This window comes from Sphingomonas adhaesiva, from assembly GCF_036946125.1.
Classification (GTDB): Bacteria; Pseudomonadota; Alphaproteobacteria; order Sphingomonadales; family Sphingomonadaceae; genus Sphingomonas; species Sphingomonas adhaesiva_A.
This window is the reverse complement of the sequence record NZ_JAQIJT010000002.1, coordinates 612151-635116: the sequence shown is the minus strand read 5'-3', so window position 1 is coordinate 635116 and position 22966 is coordinate 612151. Positions and strand designations below refer to the sequence as shown.

At 69.0% G+C, this 22966-nt stretch carries 22 protein-coding genes; 9 read left to right on the top strand and 13 right to left on the bottom strand.

From position 1 onward, the window contains the following. The first annotated feature begins 31 nt into the window (after positions 1 to 31). Together nhaA and PGN23_RS09235 are read left to right on the top strand one after the other, a co-directional pair. Positions 32 to 1474 (top strand): Na+/H+ antiporter NhaA, encoded by a 1443-nt coding sequence (gene nhaA, locus PGN23_RS09240; protein WP_335302591.1) that lies wholly within the window; start codon positions 32 to 34, stop codon positions 1472 to 1474. A 67-nt stretch (positions 1475 to 1541) separates the two neighbouring features. Next, complete coding sequence (locus PGN23_RS09235) at positions 1542 to 1727, top strand: hypothetical protein (RefSeq protein WP_335302590.1); 186 nt, start codon at positions 1542 to 1544, stop codon at positions 1725 to 1727. A 67-nt stretch (positions 1728 to 1794) separates the two neighbouring features. Here the strand turns inward: PGN23_RS09235 and mqo are convergent, their stop codons facing one another. Beyond that, on the bottom strand, positions 1795 to 3411 hold the full coding sequence (gene mqo, locus PGN23_RS09230; protein ID WP_335302589.1) for a malate dehydrogenase (quinone): 1617 nt from the start codon (positions 3409 to 3411) through the stop codon (positions 1795 to 1797). Positions 3412 to 3721: 310 nt separating this feature from the next. On the opposite strand from mqo, the gene PGN23_RS09225 reads away from it, so the two are divergent. Continuing rightward, entirely contained in the window at positions 3722 to 5068 is a 1347-nt protein-coding gene (locus tag PGN23_RS09225; RefSeq protein WP_335302588.1) for an alginate export family protein, read from the top strand. A gap of 88 nt (positions 5069 to 5156) precedes the next feature. Here the strand turns inward: PGN23_RS09225 and PGN23_RS09220 are convergent, their stop codons facing one another. From PGN23_RS09220 to PGN23_RS09210, 3 genes are read right to left on the bottom strand one after another with little or no spacing between them, the layout of a single operon-like run. Then, complete coding sequence (locus PGN23_RS09220; RefSeq protein WP_335302587.1) at positions 5157 to 6455, bottom strand: NAD(P)/FAD-dependent oxidoreductase; 1299 nt, start codon at positions 6453 to 6455, stop codon at positions 5157 to 5159. After that, on the bottom strand, positions 6436 to 7443 hold the full coding sequence (locus PGN23_RS09215; RefSeq protein ID WP_335302586.1) for a sensor histidine kinase: 1008 nt from the start codon (positions 7441 to 7443) through the stop codon (positions 6436 to 6438). Before PGN23_RS09215 ends, PGN23_RS09220 begins: the two co-directional genes overlap by 20 nt. Continuing rightward, a complete protein-coding gene (locus tag PGN23_RS09210) occupies positions 7433 to 8500 on the bottom strand; it encodes an AI-2E family transporter (protein WP_335302585.1) in 1068 nt (355 codons plus the stop codon). Before PGN23_RS09210 ends, PGN23_RS09215 begins: the two co-directional genes overlap by 11 nt. Before the next feature lie 288 nt (positions 8501 to 8788). Here PGN23_RS09210 and PGN23_RS09205 point away from each other — a divergent pair, with 288 nt between their 5' ends. Then, the gene (locus PGN23_RS09205) at positions 8789 to 9502 is read left to right on the top strand and encodes a cytochrome c oxidase assembly protein (protein ID WP_335302584.1); all 714 of its coding nucleotides are present in this window, start codon (positions 8789 to 8791) and stop codon (positions 9500 to 9502) included. Beyond that, entirely contained in the window at positions 9499 to 9990 is a 492-nt protein-coding gene (locus tag PGN23_RS09200) for a CopD family protein (protein ID WP_335302583.1), read from the top strand. Before PGN23_RS09205 ends, PGN23_RS09200 begins: the two co-directional genes overlap by 4 nt. Here PGN23_RS09200 and PGN23_RS09195 read toward each other — a convergent pair. Next, on the bottom strand, positions 9960 to 10484 hold the full coding sequence (locus tag PGN23_RS09195; RefSeq protein WP_335302582.1) for a DUF2231 domain-containing protein: 525 nt from the start codon (positions 10482 to 10484) through the stop codon (positions 9960 to 9962). The genes PGN23_RS09200 and PGN23_RS09195 overlap by 31 nt on opposite strands. Before the next feature lie 81 nt (positions 10485 to 10565). Between PGN23_RS09195 and coxB the strand changes: the two genes are divergently transcribed. The 3 genes from coxB (at position 10566) to PGN23_RS09180 (ending at position 13930) form a co-directional block, all read left to right on the top strand. Further along, entirely contained in the window at positions 10566 to 11174 is a 609-nt protein-coding gene (coxB, locus tag PGN23_RS09190; RefSeq protein WP_335302581.1) for a cytochrome c oxidase subunit II, read from the top strand. Continuing rightward, positions 11171 to 13621, top strand: coding sequence for a cytochrome c oxidase subunit I (gene ctaD, locus PGN23_RS09185; protein ID WP_335302580.1), 2451 nt, complete (start codon positions 11171 to 11173; stop codon positions 13619 to 13621). The genes coxB and ctaD overlap by 4 nt, the downstream gene beginning before the upstream one ends. Before the next feature lie 108 nt (positions 13622 to 13729). Beyond that, positions 13730 to 13930: a hypothetical protein gene (locus PGN23_RS09180; RefSeq protein WP_335302579.1), complete on the top strand. Its 201-nt coding sequence runs from the start codon at positions 13730 to 13732 to the stop codon at positions 13928 to 13930. Between the two features lie 151 nt (positions 13931 to 14081). Here the strand turns inward: PGN23_RS09180 and pcaDC are convergent, their stop codons facing one another. The 7 genes from pcaDC to pobA are packed head-to-tail and all read right to left on the bottom strand — an operon-like array spanning position 14082 to position 20337. Continuing rightward, on the bottom strand, positions 14082 to 15263 hold the full coding sequence (gene pcaDC, locus PGN23_RS09175; protein WP_335302578.1) for a bifunctional 3-oxoadipate enol-lactonase/4-carboxymuconolactone decarboxylase PcaDC: 1182 nt from the start codon (positions 15261 to 15263) through the stop codon (positions 14082 to 14084). A 1-nt stretch (position 15264) separates the two neighbouring features. Beyond that, the gene (locus PGN23_RS09170) at positions 15265 to 16407 is read right to left on the bottom strand and encodes a lyase family protein (protein WP_335302577.1); all 1143 of its coding nucleotides are present in this window, start codon (positions 16405 to 16407) and stop codon (positions 15265 to 15267) included. Next, positions 16404 to 17099, bottom strand: a complete 696-nt coding sequence (gene pcaG / locus PGN23_RS09165) for a protocatechuate 3,4-dioxygenase subunit alpha (RefSeq protein ID WP_335302576.1) — start codon at positions 17097 to 17099, stop codon at positions 16404 to 16406. The genes PGN23_RS09170 and pcaG overlap by 4 nt, the downstream gene beginning before the upstream one ends. Next, positions 17089 to 17805, bottom strand: coding sequence for a protocatechuate 3,4-dioxygenase subunit beta (pcaH, locus tag PGN23_RS09160; RefSeq protein ID WP_335302575.1), 717 nt, complete (start codon positions 17803 to 17805; stop codon positions 17089 to 17091). Before pcaH ends, pcaG begins: the two co-directional genes overlap by 11 nt. After that, the gene (locus PGN23_RS09155; RefSeq protein WP_335302574.1) at positions 17802 to 18449 is read right to left on the bottom strand and encodes a 3-oxoacid CoA-transferase subunit B; all 648 of its coding nucleotides are present in this window, start codon (positions 18447 to 18449) and stop codon (positions 17802 to 17804) included. The genes pcaH and PGN23_RS09155 overlap by 4 nt, the downstream gene beginning before the upstream one ends. Next, positions 18446 to 19159 carry a CoA transferase subunit A gene (locus tag PGN23_RS09150; RefSeq protein ID WP_335302573.1) on the bottom strand — a complete coding sequence of 238 codons (714 nt, stop codon included), beginning with the start codon at positions 19157 to 19159 and terminating at the stop codon, positions 18446 to 18448. The genes PGN23_RS09155 and PGN23_RS09150 overlap by 4 nt, the downstream gene beginning before the upstream one ends. Further along, positions 19156 to 20337 carry a 4-hydroxybenzoate 3-monooxygenase gene (gene pobA / locus PGN23_RS09145; RefSeq protein ID WP_335302572.1) on the bottom strand — a complete coding sequence of 394 codons (1182 nt, stop codon included), beginning with the start codon at positions 20335 to 20337 and terminating at the stop codon, positions 19156 to 19158. Before pobA ends, PGN23_RS09150 begins: the two co-directional genes overlap by 4 nt. A 127-nt stretch (positions 20338 to 20464) precedes the next feature. Here pobA and PGN23_RS09140 point away from each other — a divergent pair, with 127 nt between their 5' ends. Next, entirely contained in the window at positions 20465 to 21373 is a 909-nt protein-coding gene (locus PGN23_RS09140) for a helix-turn-helix domain-containing protein (protein ID WP_335302571.1), read from the top strand. A 505-nt stretch (positions 21374 to 21878) separates the two neighbouring features. On the opposite strand, the gene PGN23_RS09135 is transcribed toward PGN23_RS09140, so the two are convergent. After that, positions 21879 to 22898 carry an AAA family ATPase gene (locus PGN23_RS09135; protein WP_335302570.1) on the bottom strand — a complete coding sequence of 340 codons (1020 nt, stop codon included), beginning with the start codon at positions 22896 to 22898 and terminating at the stop codon, positions 21879 to 21881. Positions 22899 to 22966: the final 68 nt, after the last annotated feature.

Genomic DNA, 22966 nt, shown 5'->3' with positions numbered 1-22966 from the left:
GCGCTGTTCACGCTCACCCTTTCCTCGCCCATTGGGAGAGAGCGGGAGCGCCGGAGGCGCGAGCACAAGGACCGACACGATAGCGACCAGCCCTCGCCTGTCCGGACGGGTTGCCGCCCGCGCGCATCACTCCCCCGCGGCCGCGCTGCTGCGGCGCCTGGAGCCGTTCTTCGCCATCGGGGACGTATCCGGCGGCCCGCTGCTGATCGCGACGATCGCCGCGCTCGCCATCGTCAACTCGCCCTGGGGCGGCGCGTGGAGCGCGGCATGGGACGGCACCATCCGCCTCAGCTACACCGGCCATGCGATCGCACGCAGTGCGGCGGAATGGGTGAACGACGCGCTGATGCCGCTGTTCTTCCTCATCATCGGCACGGAGGTGAAGCGCGAGTTCGCCAAGGGATCGCTGTCGTCGCTGCGTACCGCGATCTTCCCGGTCGCGGGCGCGATCGGCGGGCTGGTGGTCCCGATCGCCTTCTTTCTGGCATTCAACGCGGGCACCGCGACCGCGCATGGCTGGGGGGTGGTGGCGGCGATGGACACCGCCTTCAGCCTCGCGATCGTCGCGATGTTCACCACCCGCCTGCCCGATGCGGTGCGCGCGGTCCTGCTCGCCTTCGCCGCGATCGACGACGTCTTCGGACTGCTGGTCATCGCGGTCGCCTACACCGCCTCGCTGGCGCCCGCCTACCTGCTGCTGGCGGGGGCGGCCTATGCCGGGATCGTCCTGCTGCTGCGGCTGCGCTGGGTGGCGCCGGTGCCATACGTGCTGCTGGGGCTGCTGGTCTGGGCCGGGGTGCTGGGTTCGGGCGTGCATCCGACGATCGCGGGGGTCGCGATCGGGCTGCTGCTGCCGACCGCGCCGCGCCTGTCCGAGCGCCGCTTCGCCGACCGTGTCGAGGAACCGCTGGAGGAATTGCGCGCGGCGCAAGTCGCGGCGGACGAGGCGCCCGACGACGCCGCCGCGCAGGAACACCGCCACCGCGCACAGAAGCGGCTGGGCTATATCCACGAAATGGCCGCCGCCACCGATGAGCCGGACGAGCGACTGGTCCGTATCCTGACGCCGTGGGTGTCCTATGTCGTGCTACCACTGTTCGCGCTGTCGAACGTGCGCATCCATTTCTCCGGCGAGATGGTGGCGCAGGCATTGCATTCGCCGCTCGCGGCCGGGATCGTGACGGGGCTGGCGCTGGGGAAGCCGATCGGGTTCCTGGCGGCGACGTGGATCGCCACGCGGCTCGGCGCGGCGCGGCTGCCCGATGGGGTCACGTGGCGGATGGTGCTGGGGATCGGCGGGGTGGCGGGGATCGGCTTCACCATTTCGCTCTTCATTGCCGAACTGGCCTTCGCCGATGCGACGCAGGTAGAGATGGCGGCGCTGTCGGTGCTGGCCGCGTCGCTGCTCTCCGGGCTGTTCGGCTATCTGATGCTGTGGGGCGCGGCATCCCGCCGCACGGAGGACGCCGAATGACGCATTGCGCGGCACCACCGGCGGCGCGGTGCGTTGGCGCGCCGTCCATCGAAAAGGAGATGTAGCGATGACCACCGCGACCCAGAGCAACGGCAAGACCAAGCTGACCGACGCGTTCCGCGAGCATTTCTCCGGCAGCGCGCCGCTGACCGAAAAGGCGACCGGCTTCGCCAAGGCCCGCCCGTGGACCAGCGCGGCGCTGGCCGGCGTGGCAGCACTGGCGGTGCTGAACACGGTGCGCGGGCGCGCATAAGGATGGTCGCGACCGGCGCCGGATGACGCCGGTCGCCCCGACCGCCTGCCGCCGCGGCCGCATCGATTCATCCGCCGGGAGACGGCCGCAACTGCAGCGCTTCATCGGAATAGGCCCATGCATCACGCAGCGCGGCGGGCGCACGGTGCAAGGTCATGCCGATTGTCGGAACCAGCGTGCGCAACGAACGCTGCCACGCTTCGCCGGCAAACTCCTGCGGGAACATCGACCTCAGCGCATCGATGACGATCGACGGCGCGGTGGAGGCCCCGGGGGAGGCACCCAGCAACGAGATCAGGCTACCGTCGCGTGACGATACCAGCTCGGTCCCGAACGCCAGGTCGCCCCCTCCGCCCGGGCGGCGCCGGATGATCTGCACGCGCTGACCCGCCTGCACGAGGTTCCAGCCTTCCGCCGGCGCCTCCGGATAGTACGTGCGCAGCTGTTCCAGTCGATCCGCAGGCCCCTGGGCGAGCTGCCCCAGCAGATATTTGACCAGTCCGAAGTCGTCGACGGCGACATCGAGCGACGGACCGATGTTGGCGCCGTTGATCGAGCGGAACAAAGCGCTCGGCCCGCCCTGCATCAGGAAGGCGGTCGAGAAGGTGGCAAAGGGGCCGAACGAGATCTTGCGACGTCCATCGAGATAACGCGTGTCGAGATGCGGCACCGACATGGGCGGCGCGTCGCCGCTGGCCCGGCCATAGGCCTTGGCGAGGTAACGATCGGCGATCGCGGGATCGTCGTTGACGATGAACGAGCCGCCGACCGGGAAGCCGCCGTAATTGCGCGCCTCCGGTATGCCGCTGGCCTGAAGCAGCAGCAATGCCGCGCCGCCGGCACCGTTGAACACGCGGCTGGCGTCGATCGCCTGCAACCCCTCGTCCAGACGCCGGTCGCGATAGGTGATGCGCCACGCCCCGCCGGGCAGGCGATCGAGGTCCTCCACCTCGCTTCCGTAATGGATCGTCGCATTTTCGTGCCGCGCGAGGGCGTCCATCAATTGTTCGGTCACCTCGCCCCAATTGACGTCGGTGCCGCGCGCGTTCCAGGTCGCTGCCACCGGCTGCGCGGGATCGCGCCCGCGGATCAACGCCGGTGCCCATTCCGCGATTTTTCCCCGATCCGCCGAAAACTCGGTGCCGGTCCATAGCGGGTTGGCGGTCAGGGTGCGGTAACGCTGCAACTGGAACCGCTGGTCGTCCCGGCCCATGCCGAACCCCATGTGCGGGACCGAATTGATGAAGCGGCGCGGGTTGCGCATCTCGCCCATGCGAACGAGCGACGCCAGCAACTGGCGGGTCACCTGGAACTGCTCGTTGACCTTGATCGCCTGGTCGATCTTCATCCGGCCGTTCTCGATCGGCGTGTAATTGGGTTCGCACAACGCCGAATGGCCCGTCCCGGCATTGTGCCACACGCCCGAACTCTCGCGCGCCGGCGCATCGAGCCGCTCGAAGACCGCCAACCGCCAGTTCGGCTGGAGGATTTTCAGGAACACGCCCATCATCGCGCCCATCACGCCCCCACCGACGATCGCGACGTCGACGTGACGGCTGGCCGGCACCACGGTCGGATTGCGACCGGCAAGATAGCTGACAGTGCCGGTGGCCCCCAGCGCGGCCCCGCCCGCCAGCAGCTTGCGCCGGGAGATCGGCTTCTTCGTGACAGCCTGTTCGTCCATCGCCTATCCCTCGTCGTGAAATGCGGGACCGTCCGGCATCCACTTTCCTATGATCCGCAAACAGTCGATATAGCGCAGGTGCTCGTCGCGGAAGCATCTCGCGCATCCCGGAAACAATCTGATGAAATTCGACGTCGGACGCCGAACGGCTCCAATCAACTCCAAGATGAAAACGCGAAGAGCTGCCCTCTCAGGGCGGAGGGTGATTGCCGCCGCCTTAACAATGACTTGCGCCATTTCTGTCGACGCAACTGCCCAGGTCCGAAGCGCTGCCGACATACGGGAAGGCGAACTGTATCCGCGCGACGCGATGGGCGACCGCTGGCCGGCCGGCCGCTATTCCATGTCACGATGGGCGGAGGACTGGCGCATCATGGCCGATCCCGAGGAGCGCCGCGATCCCGTCGATCGATTGAAGTTCCTGCCGATCGCAGCCGATGGCGCGGTGTACGTGACCCTGAGTGGCGAGGTACGGGTCCGCGTCAACTACACCGACAACCCGCAATTGCGCGATGGATCGCATCAGCGCCAGGACATCCTGCGGCTGGTCGGCGGCGCCGATCTGCATATCGGCGATAACCTGCGGTTGTTCGGCGAGGTCGCGCACGGCGGTTTAGGAGGTCTGCGGCTCGGCGATCCCCCCGCGAGCCTGCGGAATCGCGCGGTGCTCCAGCAGGGCTTCGCCGAATACGGCACGCGGGCGGGCGTGGTCGAGCTCGGCGCCCGCGTCGGCCGGCAGGAGTTCGAGGACGGCGCGAACCTGCTGGTGGCATCGCGCGACAACAATACGATCCGCTTCGCGCTGGACGGCGTCCGGCTGTGGGCGCGCACGTCGCGTCTTCGGCTGACCGCGTTCGATCTGCGCTACGTCGCGTTGGGACGGGGCGGGTTCGGGGACGATCGGACCGACAGGGGAACGCGCTTTTCGGGTATCACCGCGGGCGTCGTCCTGCCGACCGATCTGTTCGGCGGCTCGGCGCTGTATGTCGACCCCTTCCTGTGGCGGGTCCGCGAGGACGATCGCGACTGGAGCGGAACGCCGGCGCGCGAAAGCCGAATCTATGCCGGGGCCCGGATCTGGGGAGAGGCCGGCCGCGTCAGCGTGGAATGGACCCTGAACCACCAGCGCGGCCGCCATGGTGCGCGGCCGATTCGCGCCTGGCAGGCGCTGATGGAGCAGACGGTGGCGCTGTCGAACGCCGACGACGCGCCGGAAATCGGCTTCCACCTCGACTATGCCAGCGGGGGCGGCGGGGCCTCGCCCGACGAATCCCTGCGCGCGACCAGCACGCCGTTCGGCAACAACATCTATTATTCCTACGGCCTGTTCCTCACGCCCAGCAACCTGGTGGCCTTCGCACCGATCGTCCGGGTGCAGCCGGCGCGTGGCATCACGCTGACGCTCGAACATCAATGGGCGTGGCGGCCGAACGACCGGGACTCGATCTATCGCGCCAACACGACGCACTATGTCGGCACCGCAAGGGTGCGCGGGCACCGGATCGCGCGGCTGCCGCGGGCGCAGCTGCAATGGACCATCAATCCGCGCCTGTCGTTCCTGGGGCGGCTGGAATATCTGGACGCACAGGAGGCGCTGACCCGGGCCGGATATACGGACAGCGTCTTCGCCGCCGGCTGGGTCAGCTACCGTTTCTGACCGGCCCGCAGGAACTGCCGCCCGACGGGGCCGTCTCACCGCCTGCGAACGCGCGAACGGCCAGCCATCCGCACGGAGGCGCGCCGGGTCAGCTCAGCTTGCTCGACGGGCGAGCCTTTCCGGCGATCCGTTCGGCCAGCCACAGCCGGAGCGCCGGTCCGATGCCATGAAGCCGCATCTGATGCCGCCGATAGAGAAAGGCGTGCCCGGCCTGTGCTACCCGCCCGCGCAGAAAGCCCCGTCCGAAGATACCGAACTGCCCGAGGGCGCCATAAGCGTCATACCCGCCGAGTTGCACCAGCGCGCCGAGATCGCGGTAGCGGAACGCCGGTGCCTTCTCTCCCAGGACGATCGTCGGCAGCCAGCGGCCGAGATAGACCGCCTGCTGGAAGGCGACCTGCGCCGTGGGCGGCAGGGGCGAACCGTCTTCCGACCCGCCGAAGGCGGCACAGTCGCCGATCGCGAAAATGTCGGGGGACGATATCGAACGACAATGGTCGTCGACGACCACACGGCCGTTCGGCATCCGTTGCAGCGTGTCCAGCGTCGCGGCCAGCGGGGCTGCCTCCACCCCGGCCGCCCAGACGCAGAGGTCCGCCGGCAACACCTCGTCCTCCAACTGCAATCCCGATTCATGGACGGCCGATACGTCCACCCCGGTTCGCACCGTTATCCCCAAACCCTCTAGCCGGGTCCGGGCGGCGCTCGATATCCGCTCGGGAAACGCTGGAAGCAGCCGGTCGCCGCGGTCGACAAGCGTGATATCCAGCGATTTGCGCCCCCCTCCCAGGCCATAGTCATCGGCGATGTCGGCGATCTGCACCAGTTCGGCCGCCAGCTGGACCCCGGTCGCGCCGCCGCCCACGATGGCGACGCGCAGGGGAACGCCGGTCTGCGCCGCCTCGACCAGTCGGGGCGCGACATGCGCCTGGAAATCACGGGCCTCCGCCAGCGTGTCGATATGCCGCGCATGTTCCTCCACGCCCGCGACATCGAAATGCGCTGCGACGCTTCCGATCGCCAGGACGAGCGTGTCATAATCGATCGTCCGTTGCGGCAGCAGTTCCCGCCCATGGAAGGAAAAGGGTGCGACGCCGATGGTGCGCGTGACGGGATCGATGCCGTCCACGCGGCCGGGCACGTAGGTGAAGCCGTGATGCCGTGCCTGGGCGACATAGGGCACCTCCACCTGCGCGACGTCATGCGTCCCCGCAGCGATGCTGTGCAGCATCGGTTTCCACACATGGGATGTCGCGCGATCGATCAGGATCACATCCAGCGCCGGGTCGCGCCCGAGGATACCCGCCAGATCAAGACCGGCGACGCCGCCGCCGACGATCACCACCCGGCGGCGCGCATCCCGCGTGTCAGGGCCGGACACGAACATCGGGCATCTCCTCCAGAGCAAGCGTGGCGGTGACGTGGCAGCCGGTTTCGGTCGCCACGCGGGAGACGACGCCCCCGCGCTGCTGCGCCAGCAGCCGGACGAGGCGCGATCCCATGCCGCTGACCGCGTCGTCGGCGCAACCGATGCCGTCGTCGCGAACGTGGATGCGCAGATTTCCGCCCTCCCGTTCGATCTTCACGTCCACCGCGCCCCCGCCATTGTCCTGAAACGCGTATTTGAACGCGTTGGTGACCAGCTCGTTGACGATCAGCCCGATCGTGACCGCGTCGGCCCCACTCACCGTCATCGTCGGCGCTTCCAGCCGTACGGCGATGGGCCGTACACCGCGCAAGAGGTCGCCCAATCCCGTACAAAGACCCAGCAGATAGTCGGCGATGTCGACCTGGCCGATCCCTTCGCGATAGCGCAGCCGGTCCTGCGCCGCGGCGATCACGTTGACGCGCGCGACCGCGGTCGCCAGCGCTTCCTGCACCGCGGGGTCGTCGCTGGAACGTGCCTGGAGCTGGAGGGCGGAGCCGACGATCGCCAGATCGTTCTTGGTCCTGTGCGCCAGTTCGTCCAGCAACAGGCTCTTGTTGCGCTCCGCCCGGTCGAGCCGGGCCGCGACCTGGCGGAGGGTGTCGGTGACGGTGACGACGAAGCTGCTGGTCAGCACGAAGATGCACAGCGGGACGAGACTGGCGAGCGGCAGCGTGAGGCTGTTGTAGGGATAGACGAAGAAATAAGCGGAGCTGGCGGTCGACAGGACGATGGCGAGAAGCCCGCACCGGCGATCGAACAACAAGGCGGCAAGAAACACCGCCGGCGAGAAGAGCAACGTCGGGAAACTCTGGAGCGGTTGCCCCAAGGCATAGCGCAGCAGCGTCGCCGATGCGACGATCGCCACCGTCCCCGCCACCGATACCGCCAGCGACGGCACGCCGCGCGGAAACCAGTCGGGGAGCGCGCTGGCCGTATCATCTGCCATCGGGGCATCCGTGTTCGCGGTTCTCGCGAGGATCGATCCACAGACACTTCACCAGCACCCACGCGGCGACCGTGAGCGGCCCGCCCAATATGATGCCCACGATGCCGAACATGCCCCCGAACAGGAACAGCGCGAACAACGTCACCGCCGGGGGGATCGATACCGCGAAGCGCATGACGAGCGGCGCCATCGCATTGCCTTCGATCTGCTGCCAGACGACGAAGAATCCCGCCGTCCACGCGAATGTCTCCACCCCCGAGGTCAAAGCGATCAGCAGCGCAGGCACCGCGCCGAGGAAGGGACCGACCAGGGGAATGAACTCGAGCAGACCGGCGACGATCGCGAGCGCCAGCGCGGAAGGAACGCCGATCAGCGTCAATCCGACGAGCACCGCGGCGAAGGTCGCCGCCATCGATACCAACTGCCCCAGCAGCCAGTTGCGAAGGGCATGGCCGGCTTCCCGCGCGGCCTCGCCGACCCGCGCCCGCGCGGCACGGGGAAGCATCGCCAGCATCCCCTTGTGATACTCGGCCGGACTGGCGGCGAAGTAGATGCCGCCCAGCACCGCCAGCACGAGGCCGGTCGTCGCCGCCGTCATCATGCCGAACGCCGATTGCGCGATCGATGCCACCGTCGATCCGTCCGGCGACACCGCGTCGATCACGCTCTGCACGCGCCGTTCACCGACCCATGCGGCAAAGCGCTGCCAGGCGCCGGGCAATTGATCGCTCAGGCCGGACAATTGATCGCGCAGTTCCTGCCCGAACAGCACGCCGACACCGACCAGCGCGCCCAGGATCAACATGCCCGCGAGCGCGATCCCCCAGCCCTTGCGCAACGGCACCAGACGACAGAGCCCATCGGCGGCGGCGTGCAATATCACCGCGACGAGAATCCCGGCGAAGGCCAGCAGCAGCACATCGTGCAGTTTCCAGATGACGATCGCCAGCGCGACCAGCGCGATGACGATCAGCGTCCGGATGGCGAACTCACCATATCCGATACGACCGTCAGGTGCGTCCACCCTCTCGTTCATCGGTGGCGCCGCGCCGGCCACGCCTGCTCACCGGCATCGCCACGCCCCCGGTCGACGAAGGAGCCCGGCGCCCGGCACGCCTGCCACACCACTGTGCTACCCGTCGTCGTCGGGGACGGCGTCCGCTTCGACCCTATGGCGCATGTCTCGAAAGTGACCGACATCTGGTTCATGTTGTTCTGGGAGTTCCGGATCGTCACGCAATAGGCAGACCTGCCTGCGACCATTAACCTCGATTACAAATTTTGGTTCCGGCACGGCCGAAATCCGTATAACCCGCGTTCATCGAGACACTGGGGAAAAGGGTCGATGATCGAGGTATCGCGCAGCTATTGCGGGCCTGCGCCGGCGGCGGATGCCTGGTGGGGGGCATGGAATGGCGACCCCGCCCTGATCGCCGTTCTGGCGATGGGGGTGGCTGCCGCGCTGCGACTGACGCCCGATCGACGCCGGTACGGGTTGGCCGCTCTGGGCGTGCTGGCGGTCGCTTTCGTGTCTCCCCTCTGTGCCTTGACGACGGCGCTGTTCACCGCGCGGAGCGTGCATCACATCGTCCTGCTCGCAGTGGCCGCCCCGTTGCTGGCGCTCGCCCGCCCCGCCGGGCGCGGCGGCGTGCCCGTGACGCTCACCGCCACGACCGCGATGCTCTGGCTGTGGCACGTCCCCGCGATCTACGACCGGGCGCTTTCCAACATCGCGTTCTACTGGATCATGCAATTGGGGCTGCTGGGCGCGGGCTGGTCGTTCTGGAGCGCCACGCTCCGCGCGCCCATTCCCGTCGCCTTCGCGGGATTGGTCGGCGCCACGGCACAGATGGGCCTGCTGGGGGCGCTGCTCACGTTCGCGCCGCGCCCCTTGTATGCCGCGCATCTGGCATCCACCATCTCCTATGGCATCGGCCCGCTGCGCGACCAGCAGCTCGCCGGTCTGGTCATGTGGCTGCCCGGCATGCTGCCCTTCGCGCTGGCGGCCGGCTGGATATCCGCGCGGCGCTGGGGCGCCCTGGTGCGGGTCGCGGCATGATCCTTTCCCTGGTGAAGGCGCTGCATATCGCCGCACTGATCCTCTGGTGCGCGGGGCTGGTCGCGCTGCCGCTGATGCTGGGCAAGCATCGCGCCGACGACAATCAGGCGGAATATTCGCGGCTGCGCATGCTGACCCACGACAGCTATGCCTTCATCATCACGCCCGCCGCGGTCGTCGCCATCGCGGCGGGAACGCTGCTGATCTACCTGCGCGGCGTGTTCGAGCCGTGGATGTTCGCCAAGCTGGTCGCGGTCGGCCTGCTCGTGTCACTCCACGCGCTGGTCGGTCACGCCGTGCTGCTGATGAGCGAGCGCCGCGGCGAGTACACGCCGCCCTCCCCCGTGCCGCTGACGGTGGGCGGCATCGTGACGATGGTGATCGTCCTGCTGCTGGTCCTGTCGAAACCGATCATCCCGGACATCCTGCCACACTGGCTGACCGTGCCGCAGCACCGTCAGCTTCCCGTCGACGAGACACCGATTTGATATTCGAACACCAGCTTGCCGCCGTGCCAACCCGTGAAGCCCGTGAAACCGACCGCGAAGAGCGAGAGGAGCAGGCCGTAGGGCAGCACCGCCTGTTCGTAGCCGGTCAGGCGATATCCCCAGTTGGCGCCGAGGATCGACAGCAGCATGACCGCGATGACGAAGTGCGTCCAGCTGGCCGAGCGCGCCCGGATGCCCGGCACCAGCAGCAGTTCGACCGTTCCGGCGATCCCCGCGAGCACACCGAGCAGGAAGCCGGCGCCCGCCCCCCAGAGGCCGGCGCGCGCCCAGAAATTGTCGCCCGTCCACCAGTAGAATATGTCGGCTCCCGCGGTGCAGGCGGTCAGCGCGATCGGAAAGGCGACCAGCATCGCATGGATCGGGTGGCCGGCGACCGCGATCTTCGATTCGGTACGGTCGAATGCCGGTCGCTGCTCGACCGGATCCACCAGTCGCTGTCTGGCCACCTGCTCGCGCGCGGCATCGGTCATCATCGTCGTACCCCCTCATCATTCCTGCGGCGCGCAGGGATCGCCGCTCCAACGCTCGGCCTGCTGGAAGGTTGCAGCGGCCGCTTGTCGACGATCGATCCCGCCGGGCCCCATGCGCGCTCGGTCGCGGGGCTTTGGTGGGCGATGCTCGGTGGCGCGACGTTGCTGACGCTGCTCGTCTTCGCCCTGCTCGCGCTCGCCTTCCGGCGCGGCGGAGGTGGAGACCGCACGCAGGACCCGCGATTGTGGATCGGCTGGCTGGGGCTGGCGATGCCGGGCGCGGTGCTGCTGGCGCTGCTCGGCTTCGCGCTGGTGATCGGCGCGCGGACGCTGCCCGTCCCCTCGGACGACGCGGTGGCGATCGACGTCGTCGCGCGGCAATATGCCTGGAACGTCGCCTATCCGGGCGGGCGGCGGACGCAGGACGTGCTCCACATTCCCGCGGGCCGCCCGGTCAACCTGCGCATCACCGCGACCGACGTGATCCACAGTCTGTGGGTCCCGCGACTGGCCGGCAAGATGGATGCGATTCCGGGACATACGAACGTGCTGCGGATCGAGGCGGACGCGCCCGGCACCTACCAGGGCGAATGCGCCGAATATTGCGGGACAGGCCACAAGGACCACGGCTTCACCGTCGTTGCGCACGACGCCGCCGGGTGGACCGCCTTTGTCGGGGAGAACGCGCGATGAAGGCGCTGCGCCTGCACAACGAACTGACCGCGATCTGGCGCAACGAGCCGGGCTGGCGCGGGCACCTGCGCTCGGTCAACCACAGCGACATCGGCAAGCGTTTCATCGTCGCCGCCTTCGTCTTCTTCGCGATCGGCGGCGTGCTGGCCATGCTGATCCGCGCGCAGCTGGCGACGCCGCGCAGCGCCTTCGTCGGACCGGATGTCTATAATCAGATCTTCACGATGCACGGCAGCATCATGATGTTCCTGTTCGCAATTCCGATGTTCGAGGGCCTGACGATGTACCTGCTGCCCAAGATGCTGGGCAGCCGCGATCTCGCCTTTCCGCGCCTCTCCGCGCTCGGCTGGTGGTGCTATCTGTTCGGCGGCACGATCATCGTCGTCGCCATGCTGGCCGGGGTGGCACCGAACGCGGGCTGGTTCCTCTACCCACCGTTGTCGGGCAGGACCTTCACGCCCGGCATCAATTCCGATGTCTGGCTGCTCGGCATCACCTTCGTCGAGATATCCGCGATGTCCGCCGCGATCGAGATCGCGGTGTCGATCCTGAAGCTGCGCGCGCCCGGCATGCGGCTAGACCGGATGCCGATCTTCGCCTGGTACATGCTGGCGACCGCGGGGATGATGGTCTTCGGCTTCCCGCCGCTGATCCTGGGGTCGATCCTGCTGGAGATCGAGCGCGCGTTCGGCTGGCCGTTCTTCGATCCCGCGCTGGGCGGGTCGCCGCTGCTGTGGCAGCACCTGTTCTGGCTGTTCGGCCATCCCGAGGTGTACATCATCTTCCTGCCCGCGGCGGGCGCGGTGTCGACCATCCTGCCGGTGATGGCGCGCACCCGGCTGCTGGGGTATGGCGCGATCGTGGCGGCGATCATGGCCCTCGCCTTCCTCAGCTTCGGCCTGTGGGTGCACCATATGTTCACCACCGGCATTCCGCACATGGCGCTGGGCTTCTTCTCGGCCGCGTCGGCGCTGGTGGCCATCCCGACCGCGGTGCAGATCTTCGCGTGGCTCGGCACCCTGTGGGGCGGCCGGCCCGAGATGAAGCTGCCGATGCTGTACCTCATCGGCTTCTTCGTCGTCTTCGTGCTGGGCGGATTGACCGGCGTGATGCTGGCGATGGTGCCGTTCGATGCGCAGGCGCACGACACCGCCTTCGTCACCGCCCACCTCCACTACGTGCTGGTCGGCGGGTTCGTGTTCCCGATGCTGGCCGCCGCCTATTACTGGCTGCCGCACATCACCGGCCGGCAGCGCGTGATGCGGATCGGCGAGGCGGCGTTCTGGCTGATCTTCATCGGTTTCAACCTGACCTTCTTCCTGATGCACCTGACCGGGCTGCTCGGGATGCCGCGGCGGATCGACACCTATCCGGAGGGGATGGGCTGGACCGCGCTCAACCTGCTGTCGTCGGTCGGCGGCTTCGTGCAGGCGTTCGGCTTCGCCCTCTTTCTCGTCGACGTGGTGCTGCAGATCAGGCTGGGTCGCCGGCACGCGCGCGATCCGTGGCAGGCGCACACGCTCGAATGGGCGATGCCGACCCCGGCGCCCGCCTATAATTTCGCGAGCATCGCGACCGTGGCCGATCGCGAACCCCTGGTGACGGCCCCGGACCTCGGCGTCCGGCTGGCGCGCGGCGAGGGCATGCTGGGTGCGGCCCGCAACGGCTGGCGCGAGACGATCGCGGTCGACATGACGACGGGCGTACCCGAGCATATCGCGATCCTGCCCGGCAACAGCTGGCTGCCGATCGCGACGGCGGCGGCGCTCGGCGGCTTCTTCCTGGCCATGCTCGCCGGCCTGTATCCCGTCGCCCCGGCGTTCCTGCCCGTCGTGGCGTGGCTCGGCTGGCGCTGGGCCTGGACCAACGGCAGCAGGCACGATGTCGGGATGGTGGATGCGGGGCATGACCGGCGCCTGCCGACCGCTTTCGAGGCGCGCCAGACGACGGGTTGGTGGGGCAGCATCCTCGCGATCGGCGCGAGTGCCACGTTGTTCGCGTCGCTGCTGTTCGGTTACGGTTTTCTCTGGACCGTGGCGCCCGGCTGGCCGCCGCCCGCATTGGTGGCGCCGTCGCTCCTCCTGCCGCTGTTGGCATTGGCCGGCGCGGGTTGCGCCGTCGTCATGGCCAGGCGGGACAACGCGATGATCGCCGCCGTGGGACAAGGCGTCATCGTGCTGGCGCTGGTCATGCTGCTGGTCGTGGCGGCGCCGGCGCCGACCAGCCACGCCTATGCTGCGGCCAGCGCGGCCATCGCCGCCTACGCCATCTTCCATGCGGTGCTGGCGGTGCTGATCCTGGCGTTCGTCTTCGCCCGGGAGCGTGCCGGCTTCCATTCCGCGTCCCGATCGGGCGAACGGCGGATCGCACGGCTGTGGAGCGATCATGCCGCAGGCGCGGGAGCCTTTTGCGCGGTGCTGCTCGTCGTGCCGGGATGGTTGGCATGATCGCGCTGCTGCGCCTGTCGGCGGGACTGATCGGATGGGCCGTGGCCTTCTGCCTGATCTACGGGCTGCACGGGCTCGGTTGCGCGGGGGGGATGGCAGCGGATCGCCGTGATGGGCGGCGACCTCCAGCGGATGGTGCTGGTCGCGGCGTGGCTCGCCTGCCTGATCGCGACCTTCGTGACGGCGGCTTATCTGTCGCGCGACCGGGCGACGTTGCTGGATCGCGCCGCGATGGCGACGGCCTGGACCGGCTTCGCCGCGACGCTCGTCACGTTCGTGCCGCTGCTGGTCGTCCCGACATGTCTGTGATCGGCAAGGGAGCTTCGCTGCGCTGCATCTGATGCACGCCCCGCCCGAGCTTTCCAGGCGTGGCGGATCGCCCCGCCGGCGGTGCCACCTCCCTCGGATATCTGACGTGGCACGTCGCTTCGGGAGGATCGGGTTCGGCCGGCGCGGGTCGTCAGGCGTCCCGATCCAGAGCATCGATGATCTTCTGCGCCTCGGCGAAGGCGGTGTTGGCGGCGGGCACGCCGGCGTAGATCGCGGCTTGCATCAGCACCTCCTTCAGCTCGTCACGGGTGAAGCCGCCCTGCGTCAGTCCGGCGCGGACATGCAGTGCGAATTCCTCCCAACGCCCGAGCGCGCAGGTGATCGCCAGCACGATCAGCCGTCGCGTCCGGTCGTCGAGGCCGGGCCTGCCCCAGATCTCGTGCCAGGCGATGCGCGTAATCATCGCCTGGAACTCGTGCGTCAGCGGCGTGCGCCTGGCGAGGCTGGCATCGACCCAGGCATCGCCCAGCACCCGGCGACGGTTGACCAGTCCGGCCTCGAACAAGGCATCGGCCGCGGCCTCCACCGCCCCGTCGCGGGTCAGGAAGCGGCGCAGCGCGGTCGCCAGCGCCGCGGGTGCCTCGATCGGCGGCAGGTGCGCGCCATCGACGCCGACGTGACGCGCACCCGCGATCCCCGCGACCAGATGCTCGCCATGGCCGGCATAGGGGGTCGAGACATCGAGCATCGCGGTGACGACCAGGGTCGGCAGGGCGATCTGCGCCAACCTGTCGGCCAGCGCCATGTCGCGGATCGCCGCTCCCGCCCCGGCGTAACCGTCGTCCGACTGGCGGGCGATCCCGTCGCGCAGGCCATCGGCGATCTCCGGATGCCGGGCGGCGAAGCCGGGCGACAGGAAGCGGCCGACCGCCATATCGGCGATGGCCGCGGTGCCCTGCCGCCGGACGGTGTCGATCCGCGCGTCCCACGCGGCAGGATCCATCGTCGCCGAGGTACAAACAAGCGCCAGCGCGGCGACGCGCTCGGGGCGGTCGAGCGCCAGTTGCATCGCCACCATGCCGCCCAGCGAAACGCCCGCGACCGCCGCCGATGCGACGCCGGCGTCGTCCATGATCGCCGCGACGTCGTCGGACAGCATCGCCAGACCATAGTCGCCGGCAGGCGCATCCGAGCCGCCCGCCCCCCGCGTGTCGATCCGCAGCAGGCGGAATGCCGGCAGCAGCAGCGGAACCGTCGGGTCCCACAGGCCGATATCGGTCCCGATCGAATTGAGCAGCACCAGCACCGGGCGTTGCGCCGCGCCGTCGAGCCGCCAGTGCAGGCGCACTCCATCGCGGATCGTATATGCCATGTCAGTCCTCTCCGCGGGCCAGCAGTTCGGCGATGATCGCGACGCTGTCGCCGATATCCACCCCCCTTCCCGCCCGATCCAGATTGCGCGCTACCGCCGCCGGATCGACGTCGAGCCCCTCCGCCACGACGGCCAGGGCCGCGGCGCTGCCGGCGGCGAGCAGGCAGAGGTCGGCGAGCACCGGGGCCTCCGCCTGCCATCCGCCAAGGCCGCGTTCCTGCTCCTGCGGCAGGCCGGCGATCAACGCGGCGACCAGACCCGGTGCGCGAATCGCCGCGGACAAGGCGACCTGGCAGCCGGTCGGATTGCGCTTGTGCGCCATCGCCGACGAGCCACCACGCCCCGCGACCACGGGTTCCTGCGCCTCGCCGATGCCGTTCTGCGCCAGCAGCGCCACGTCGCGCGCGAACTTGCCGAGCGACCCGATCAATACGCCCAGGCCGGCGCCGATCGCCGCCACGCCGGTGCGCCGTGCATGCCAGGGCGGTCCCGCCCGCAGGCCCAGCGCCGCGGCCATGTGTTCCGCCACCGCGCCGCCGCGTCCGTCCATGCCGCTGCGCGTCCCGGCGGCACCGCCGAGTTGCAGGACGGCATGGCGTGTGATCGCCGCATCGAGATCCTGCCAGGCATCGGCGATGCCGGCCGCCGCCTGGGCGAGGCGCAATCCGAAGCCGACCGGCAGCGCATCCTGCAACAGCGTCCGTCCCATCGCGGGCATATCCCGATGGGTGCGGGCATGAAGCGCCAGCGCGGCGCCGACCCGCGCGACGTCCGCCGCCAACACGTCGCGGGCCGCGACGACCTGACGCATCAATACGCTGTCCGCCACGTCCTGGCTGGTCGCGCCGCGGTGGAGCGCTGCGGCCGCCTCGCCCGACAGCGCCGCGCGCCAACGCGCCACCAGCGGAATCGCGAGCGTTCCCGCCAGCGCCGCCTCCTCCGCCAGCTCGGACGCATCGATCCTCGTCGCGGCGATCCCCGCGGCGATCGCCTGCGCCACCTCGTCCGCGATCAGTCCCCCGGCCGCCTGCGCTCGCGCCAGCGCGACCTCGAACGCGCCGGCATGCGCGATCACCGCCGCGTCGTCGAACACGGCGATCATCGCCGGGGTCGCGGCGGGGCGGAGGCGCAGCAGGTCGCTCACAGGTCGAAGAACACCGTCTCGCCCTCGCCCTGCAGGATCAGGTCGAGCGTCCATTCGTCGGGTCCCGTGCGGCGGGCGATCAGCGTCTCGCGCCGCTCCGCCGGAACCACCGCCAGCACCGGGTCCTCGTCATTGCCCTCCGCGCCCGCGAAGTAGAGCCGCGTCGCCAGCCGCTTCACGACGCCGCGCGCGAACACCGACAGGGCGACATGCGGCGCCTGAAGGCTGTTGCCCGGCCCCGGCACCCGGCCCGGCAGGACCGTGCGGAAGCGATAGCGGCCGTCCGCCGCGGTGGCGGCACGGCCGAAGCCGACGAAATGCGGATCGATCGGCACATCCTCGCGCGGATCGTCGACGCTGCGATAGCGGCCGGCGGCATTCGCCTGCCACAGCTCGACCATGGCATCGGGCACCGGCGCGCCCTCGCCGTCGATCACGCGCCCGGTGATCGCGATCACCTCGCCCGCCGGCGTGCCGGTCGGAGCGGACAGGTTGAGCACGTAATGCTCCTCGGGCATCAGATCCGGCCGCGCGCCCATGTCCGACCGGCCGACCAGATCCGCACCGCCCTTCCATGGCAGACCGTAGTGGAAGAACGGGCCCACCGTCTGGCTGGGCGTCTGCCCGAACAAGGCAGGGTCCTGATTGTCGGCGCGCGCCGCGGGCCGGAGGTCGGCGGGATCAATCGTCATGGTGATCCTCCTCCAACGGCGTCTGCTCGCGCCCCTTCAGCACGACGTCGAAGCGGTAGCCGAGCGCCCAGTTCGGCTCGGTGACGTCCATGTCGAACCGCGCGACCATCCGCTGACGATAGGGCAGCGGCACGGCGTTGGCGATCGGGTCGATCTCGATCAGCGGATCGTCGGGGAAATAGAGCTGCGTCACCAGCCGCGTCGCGAAGGCGGGGCCGAGCAGCGACAGGTGGATATGGGCCGGACGCCACGCGTTCCTGTGATTGCCCCAGGGATAGGCGCCGGGGCGCACCGTGACGAAGCGATATCGCCCCTCCGCGTCGGTCACCACCCGCCCCGCGCCGGTGAAATTGGGGTCGTGGGGGGCGTCCCACTGGTCCTTGGCATGGATGTAGCGGCCGGCGGCATTGGCCTGCCAGATCTCCATCACCGTGTCGGGCACCGCCCGTCCGGCCTCGTCGAGCACGCGGCCGGCGACGACGATCCGCTGCCCCAGCGGTGCGCCGGCGTGCTGCGTCGTCAGGTCGGCGAGCGCCGGACCCATCAGCCGGTCCCAGCAGCCGCCGGGGCCCGTCGTCTCGGTCAGGGTCGGCGGCAGCGCGATCGGCGCGTGGCGCGGCGCGCGCGCGACGGTCGAGCGATAATCGGGGACCAGCAGCGGCGGCGCTCCGGCGTCGTCACGGGCGTAACCGACGAGCCCGCTCATGCCGCCACCGCGGCGTCGACCGTGAACGGCGCCCCGGTCTTCGCGCGCACCTCGTCCAGCGTGACCCCCGGCGCCAGCTCGAGCAGCCGCAGCCCCGGCTTGTCGCAGGCCATGACGCACAGATCGGTGACGATCAGGTCGACGCAGGCCTTGCCGGTCAGCGGCAGCGTGCAGGCGGGTAGGATCTTCGGGCTCCCCGCCTTGCTGGCGTGGTCCATGACGACGACGATGCGCTTCACCCCGGCGACGAGGTCCATCGCCCCGCCCATCCCCTTCACCATCTTGCCGGGGATCGTCCAGTTGGCGATGTCGCCGCCGACGCTCACCTCCATCGCGCCCAGCACCGCCATGTCGATATGCCCGCCGCGGATCATCGCGAAGCTGTCCGCGCTGGAAAAGAAGCTCGACGTCGGCAGCACCGTCACCGTCTGCTTGCCGGCGTTGATGAGGTCGGGGTCGGCCTCCCCCTCGTAGGGGAAGGGCCCGATGCCGAGCAGGCCGTTCTCCGACTGGAGCGTCACGTCGACCCCGGCGGGGACGTGGTTGGCGACCAGCGTCGGGATGCCGATGCCCAGGTTCACATAATAGCCGTCGCGCAGCTCGCGCGCGGCGCGGGCCGCCATCTCGTCGCGGGTCCAGCTCATGCCGTCATCTCCCGGCTGCGGGTGGTCAGTTTCTCGATCCGCTTCTCGTTGATCGTACTCAGCACGATGCGGTCGACATAGATGCCCGGCGTATGGACGTGATCGGGGTCGAGCGCGCCCGCCTCGACGATCTCCTCGACCTCCACCACCGTCACCCTGCCCGCGGTCGCCATGTTGGGATTGAAGTTGCGCGCGGTCTTGCGGAACACAAGGTTCCCCGCCGGGTCCGCCTTCCACGCCTTGACGATCGACAGGTCGGCGCGCAGCCACGTCTCGCGCACATATTCCTCGCCCTCGAACGTCTCGACCGGCTTGCCCTCCGCCACCACGGTGCCGACGCCGGTCTTCGTATAGAAGGCGGGGATGCCCGCGCCCCCGGCCCGGATGCGTTCGGCCAGCGTGCCCTGCGGGTTCAGCTCCAGCGCCAGCTCGCCCGACAGGTATTGCTGTTCGAACAGCTTGTTCTCGCCGACATAGCTGGAGATCATCTTCGCCACCTGCCGGCTCTCCAGCAGCATCCACAACCCGAAGCCATCGGCGCCGGCGTTGTTCGAGATGACGGTCAGACCCGTCACGCCGCTGGCGCGGATTTCGGGAATCAGGCTCTCGGGATTGCCCGACAGGCCGAATCCGCCCGACATGATCGTCATGCCGTCGAACAGCAGCCCGTCGAGCGCTGCCGCGGGACTGTCGTACACCTTGCTCTTCATGCTGCCTCCAGCGGTAGACCGACGTAATTCTCGGCAAGCGCGCGCTGCGCCGCAAGCGAGCCGCGCAGATAGTCCAGTTCCGCCATCTGGATGCGCCGGTCGAAACCATCCATGGTGGGAAAACGGTGGGTCACCGAGGTGAACCACCAGGAAAAGCGCTCCGCCTTCCATACCCGCGCCAGCGCGCGGGCCGAATAATGGTCGATCCCGGCGTCGGAGCGCTCGCGATAATGTTCGGTCAGCGCCTGGCTGAGCATCGTCACGTCCGACACCGCAAGGTTCATGCCCTTCGCGCCGGTCGGCGGCACGATGTGCGCAGCGTCGCCCGCGAGGAAGAGCCGGCCCCAGCGCATCGGCTCGGCGACGAAGGAGCGCAGCGGCGCGATCGACTTCTCGAACGACGGGCCGCGCGTCACCTTCGCCGCCGCATCGGGGCCGAGCCGCAGGCACAGTTCGTCCCAGAAGCGATCGTCGGACCAGTCGGCGACCTCCTCGTCGAGCGCGCACTGGATATAATAGCGGCTGCGCGTCGGCGATCGCATCGAGGCGAGCGCGAAGCCGCGTTCGTGATTGGCGTAGATCAGTTCGTGTTCCGCCGGCGGCACGTCGGCCAGCACGCCCAGCCAGCCGAACGGATAGACCCGCTCGAACACCCGCAGCACGTCGCACGGGATCGCGGCACGGCTGACCCCGTGATAGCCGTCGCAGCCGACCACGAAGTCGCAGTCGAGCTGCTGCGTCACCCCGTCCCGGCGCCACGTCACGTGCGGTCGATCGCCGTCGATCCCCGACAGCGCCACATCGCTCGCATCCCAGACGATCGACAGCCCCCGCGCCTCGGCGGCATCGAACAGGTCGCGCATCACCTCCTGCTGGCCGTAAACCGTGACGGTCGAACCGCCAGTGAGCGCGGCCATGTCGATCCGGAACAGCTTTCCGTCCAGCGCCACGTTCGTGCCGCCGTGGACCAGCCCCTCACGCATCAGCCGGTCCGCGACGCCCAGCCGATGCATCAGCGCGACCGTCCCCTGTTCCAGGACGCCCGCACGCACGCGCCCCTCGACATAGGCGCGGTCCCGGCGCTCGATGACGGTCGCATCGATACCTTCCAGATGCAGCAGATGCGCCAGGAACATGCCTGCCGGTCCCGCACCGACGATCGCCACCTGAGTCCGCACCTTCGCTCTCCTCTCCGCCACTATCGTCCGGGCGCGCGAGCCACGATGCCGCCCGATCGGCCGCGACACCATCGGCGGATCGACCGAAAAATTGGACGATTCGCCCATCCAGGTGCATGATCGCCACATGACGGCCCAGGGCATCCCCACCTTCTACCTCTACGGCGAGCCGCATCAGGCCGTTGCGGAAGGCTTCCTGCACGTCGAGCAGCTCGACGATCGCTCCCGCCCCAGCGAGTGGACGATCCGGCCGCACGAACACGCCGATCTGTGCCAGATCTTCGTGGTCGACGTCGGGGGCGGCATCATGCAGTCGGACGCCCGGACTCTGGACTTCCGGGCACCCGCCCTGCTCGTCGTGCCGGCGGGTGTCGTGCACGGCTTTCGGTGGCATGACGAATCGATCGGAACGGTCGTCACGCTCGCGCAATCCTATGTGAGCCGGATCGTCGAGCGCCATGCCGAGCTTCGCGCGGTGTTCGCGGCCGCCACCGTCGTTTCCGATGTCGATGTCGCGCCGCTGCGCGTCGACATCGCCACCTTGCAGCGCGAACTCAGCTGGTCCGCGCCCGGCCATCACGCCGCGGTCGAAGCCGCTCTGACGGGACTGATGGTCAAGGTGCTTCGCCACGTCGAACCCGCGGCCGGAACGGATCCCGGCGCGCCCGGGCACCAGGCGAAACTGGTCGCTCGCTATCGCGCGAGGATCAACGAGCGCTTCCGCCTGCGCGAAACCGTCGCCCAACATGCCGCCGCGCTGGGCACGAGCGAGACGAGATTGCGCGCGGCCTGCACGCGCATTGCCGGTCGTTCTCCCGCCGCGATGCTGGACGATCGCGCGATGCTCGAAGCGCAGCGCATGCTGCTCTACAGCAACCTTTCCATCGCCGAGGTCGGATTCTCGCTGGGGTTCGGCGATCCGGCTTATTTCTCGCGCTTCTTCCGACGACATGCCCGGTGTTCGGCGCGCGCCTTTCGCGATCCGGCCGCGACCGTCCCCGCCGAAACATCCGCCCGCTGCGGCTCTCGTCGATGATTTCTTGCGGGTGGCGACAGGAAATCGTGGCGGTAACCCGCCGGTTCGGCGGACCGTTCGGCTCGTCCACCCGCCGCCGATCCGGTGATAATGCATCACCACCGAATGGGAGCGGCGATGGCAGGACGGATGTCACCGGCCGCCAGTTTACCGGATCGGTCGAATGCCAGATCAGCAAGCCCGGATCGGCCTCGAAGCTGGAGAAGGTCATCTGGTGGTCCGCGCCGTCTTCGCGGCGTGTCGCCATCTCCTCTCCCTCTTTCCTGTAGGCCGCCGCCTCGTCCGCGCGGGTCGCGCCGGATCATCGGGGTTCGCTTGGCCGGCGACCACTCGTTGATGGATGGTGCCGAAGCGGTCTCCGGCGTGCATCCTGCCACGGTCGCCGACGCGCAGGAACGAGGTCAGCGGCCGTCGGGCGATGGCATCGACCGCGCGGTGCCTGGAACCCCTCAGCCCTGCGAGGCTCCCCCGGGGTCATTCAACGGGGATGCTCTCGAAATCGCCTTCACGCCGCCCGGCTGTCCTGAAGGTCGACCCGGTCCAGAATGAGGTCGAGCAGCTGTTCGATCCCCTCCCCGCGGGCCTGCGCCTGATAGTTGACGATGACGCGGTGGCGCAGGACGGGGCGCGCGATCCGGGCGATGTCGTCGCAGGCGACGGAGAAGCGATCGTCGAGCAGCGCCTGCACCTTCGCGGCGAGGATCAGGCTCTGCACGCCGCGCGGCGACGCCCCGAGCGCGACGCTGCGGTTCACCGCCTCCGGCGCATAGGCACTTCCGGGCTGCGTCGCCATGACGAGGCGGATCGCGTAGCTCTTGGCCACCTCGGGCACGGGCACCTGGCGGACGATGTCGCGCAGTGCGCGCAGGTCTTCGGCGTTGGTGACGGCATCGATGGCGACATCGACGCCGCTCGTCGTGCGGTCGATGATCGCGTGATAGTCCGCCTCGCTCGGATAGCCGACGATCAGCTTGAACAGGAAGCGGTCGAGCTGCGCCTCGGGCAGCGGGTAGGTGCCCTCCTGATCGACCGGATTCTGCGTCGCCATCACGCAGAAGGGCTCGGGCATGCGGATCGTGCGGCGTCCGACGGTGACCTGGCGTTCCTGCATGACCTCGAGCAATGCCGACTGGGTCTTGGGCGTCGCGCGGTTGATCTCGTCGGCGAGGACCAGGTTCGCCACGATCGGCCCCTGCTGGAACGTCAGCTCGTGGCCGCCGCCCGCCGCCTCGGTCAGCATGGTCGTGCCGATGATGTCCGCGGGCATCATGTCCGGGGTGAACTGAATCCGCGAGAACGGCAGGTCGACCGCCCGACTGATCGAGCTGATGAGCATCGTCTTGCCGAGCCCCGGAACGCCTTCGAGCAGGACATGCCCGCCCGCCATCAGCGCGGTCAGCACGCCGTCGATCACGTCCTCCTGCCCCACCATCATCCGTCGCACTTGGTCGCGGATGCGGCGGAAGGTGGTGCGAAAGGCGTCCGCCTGGGCGCGTGCGGCCTGCGCCTGATCGGTCATCTGCATGGGCGGAACACTCTGGTGAGGAAATATGGCGCCCATGTTGCCGCGTCCGGCTTGCATGGGCCTTGCAG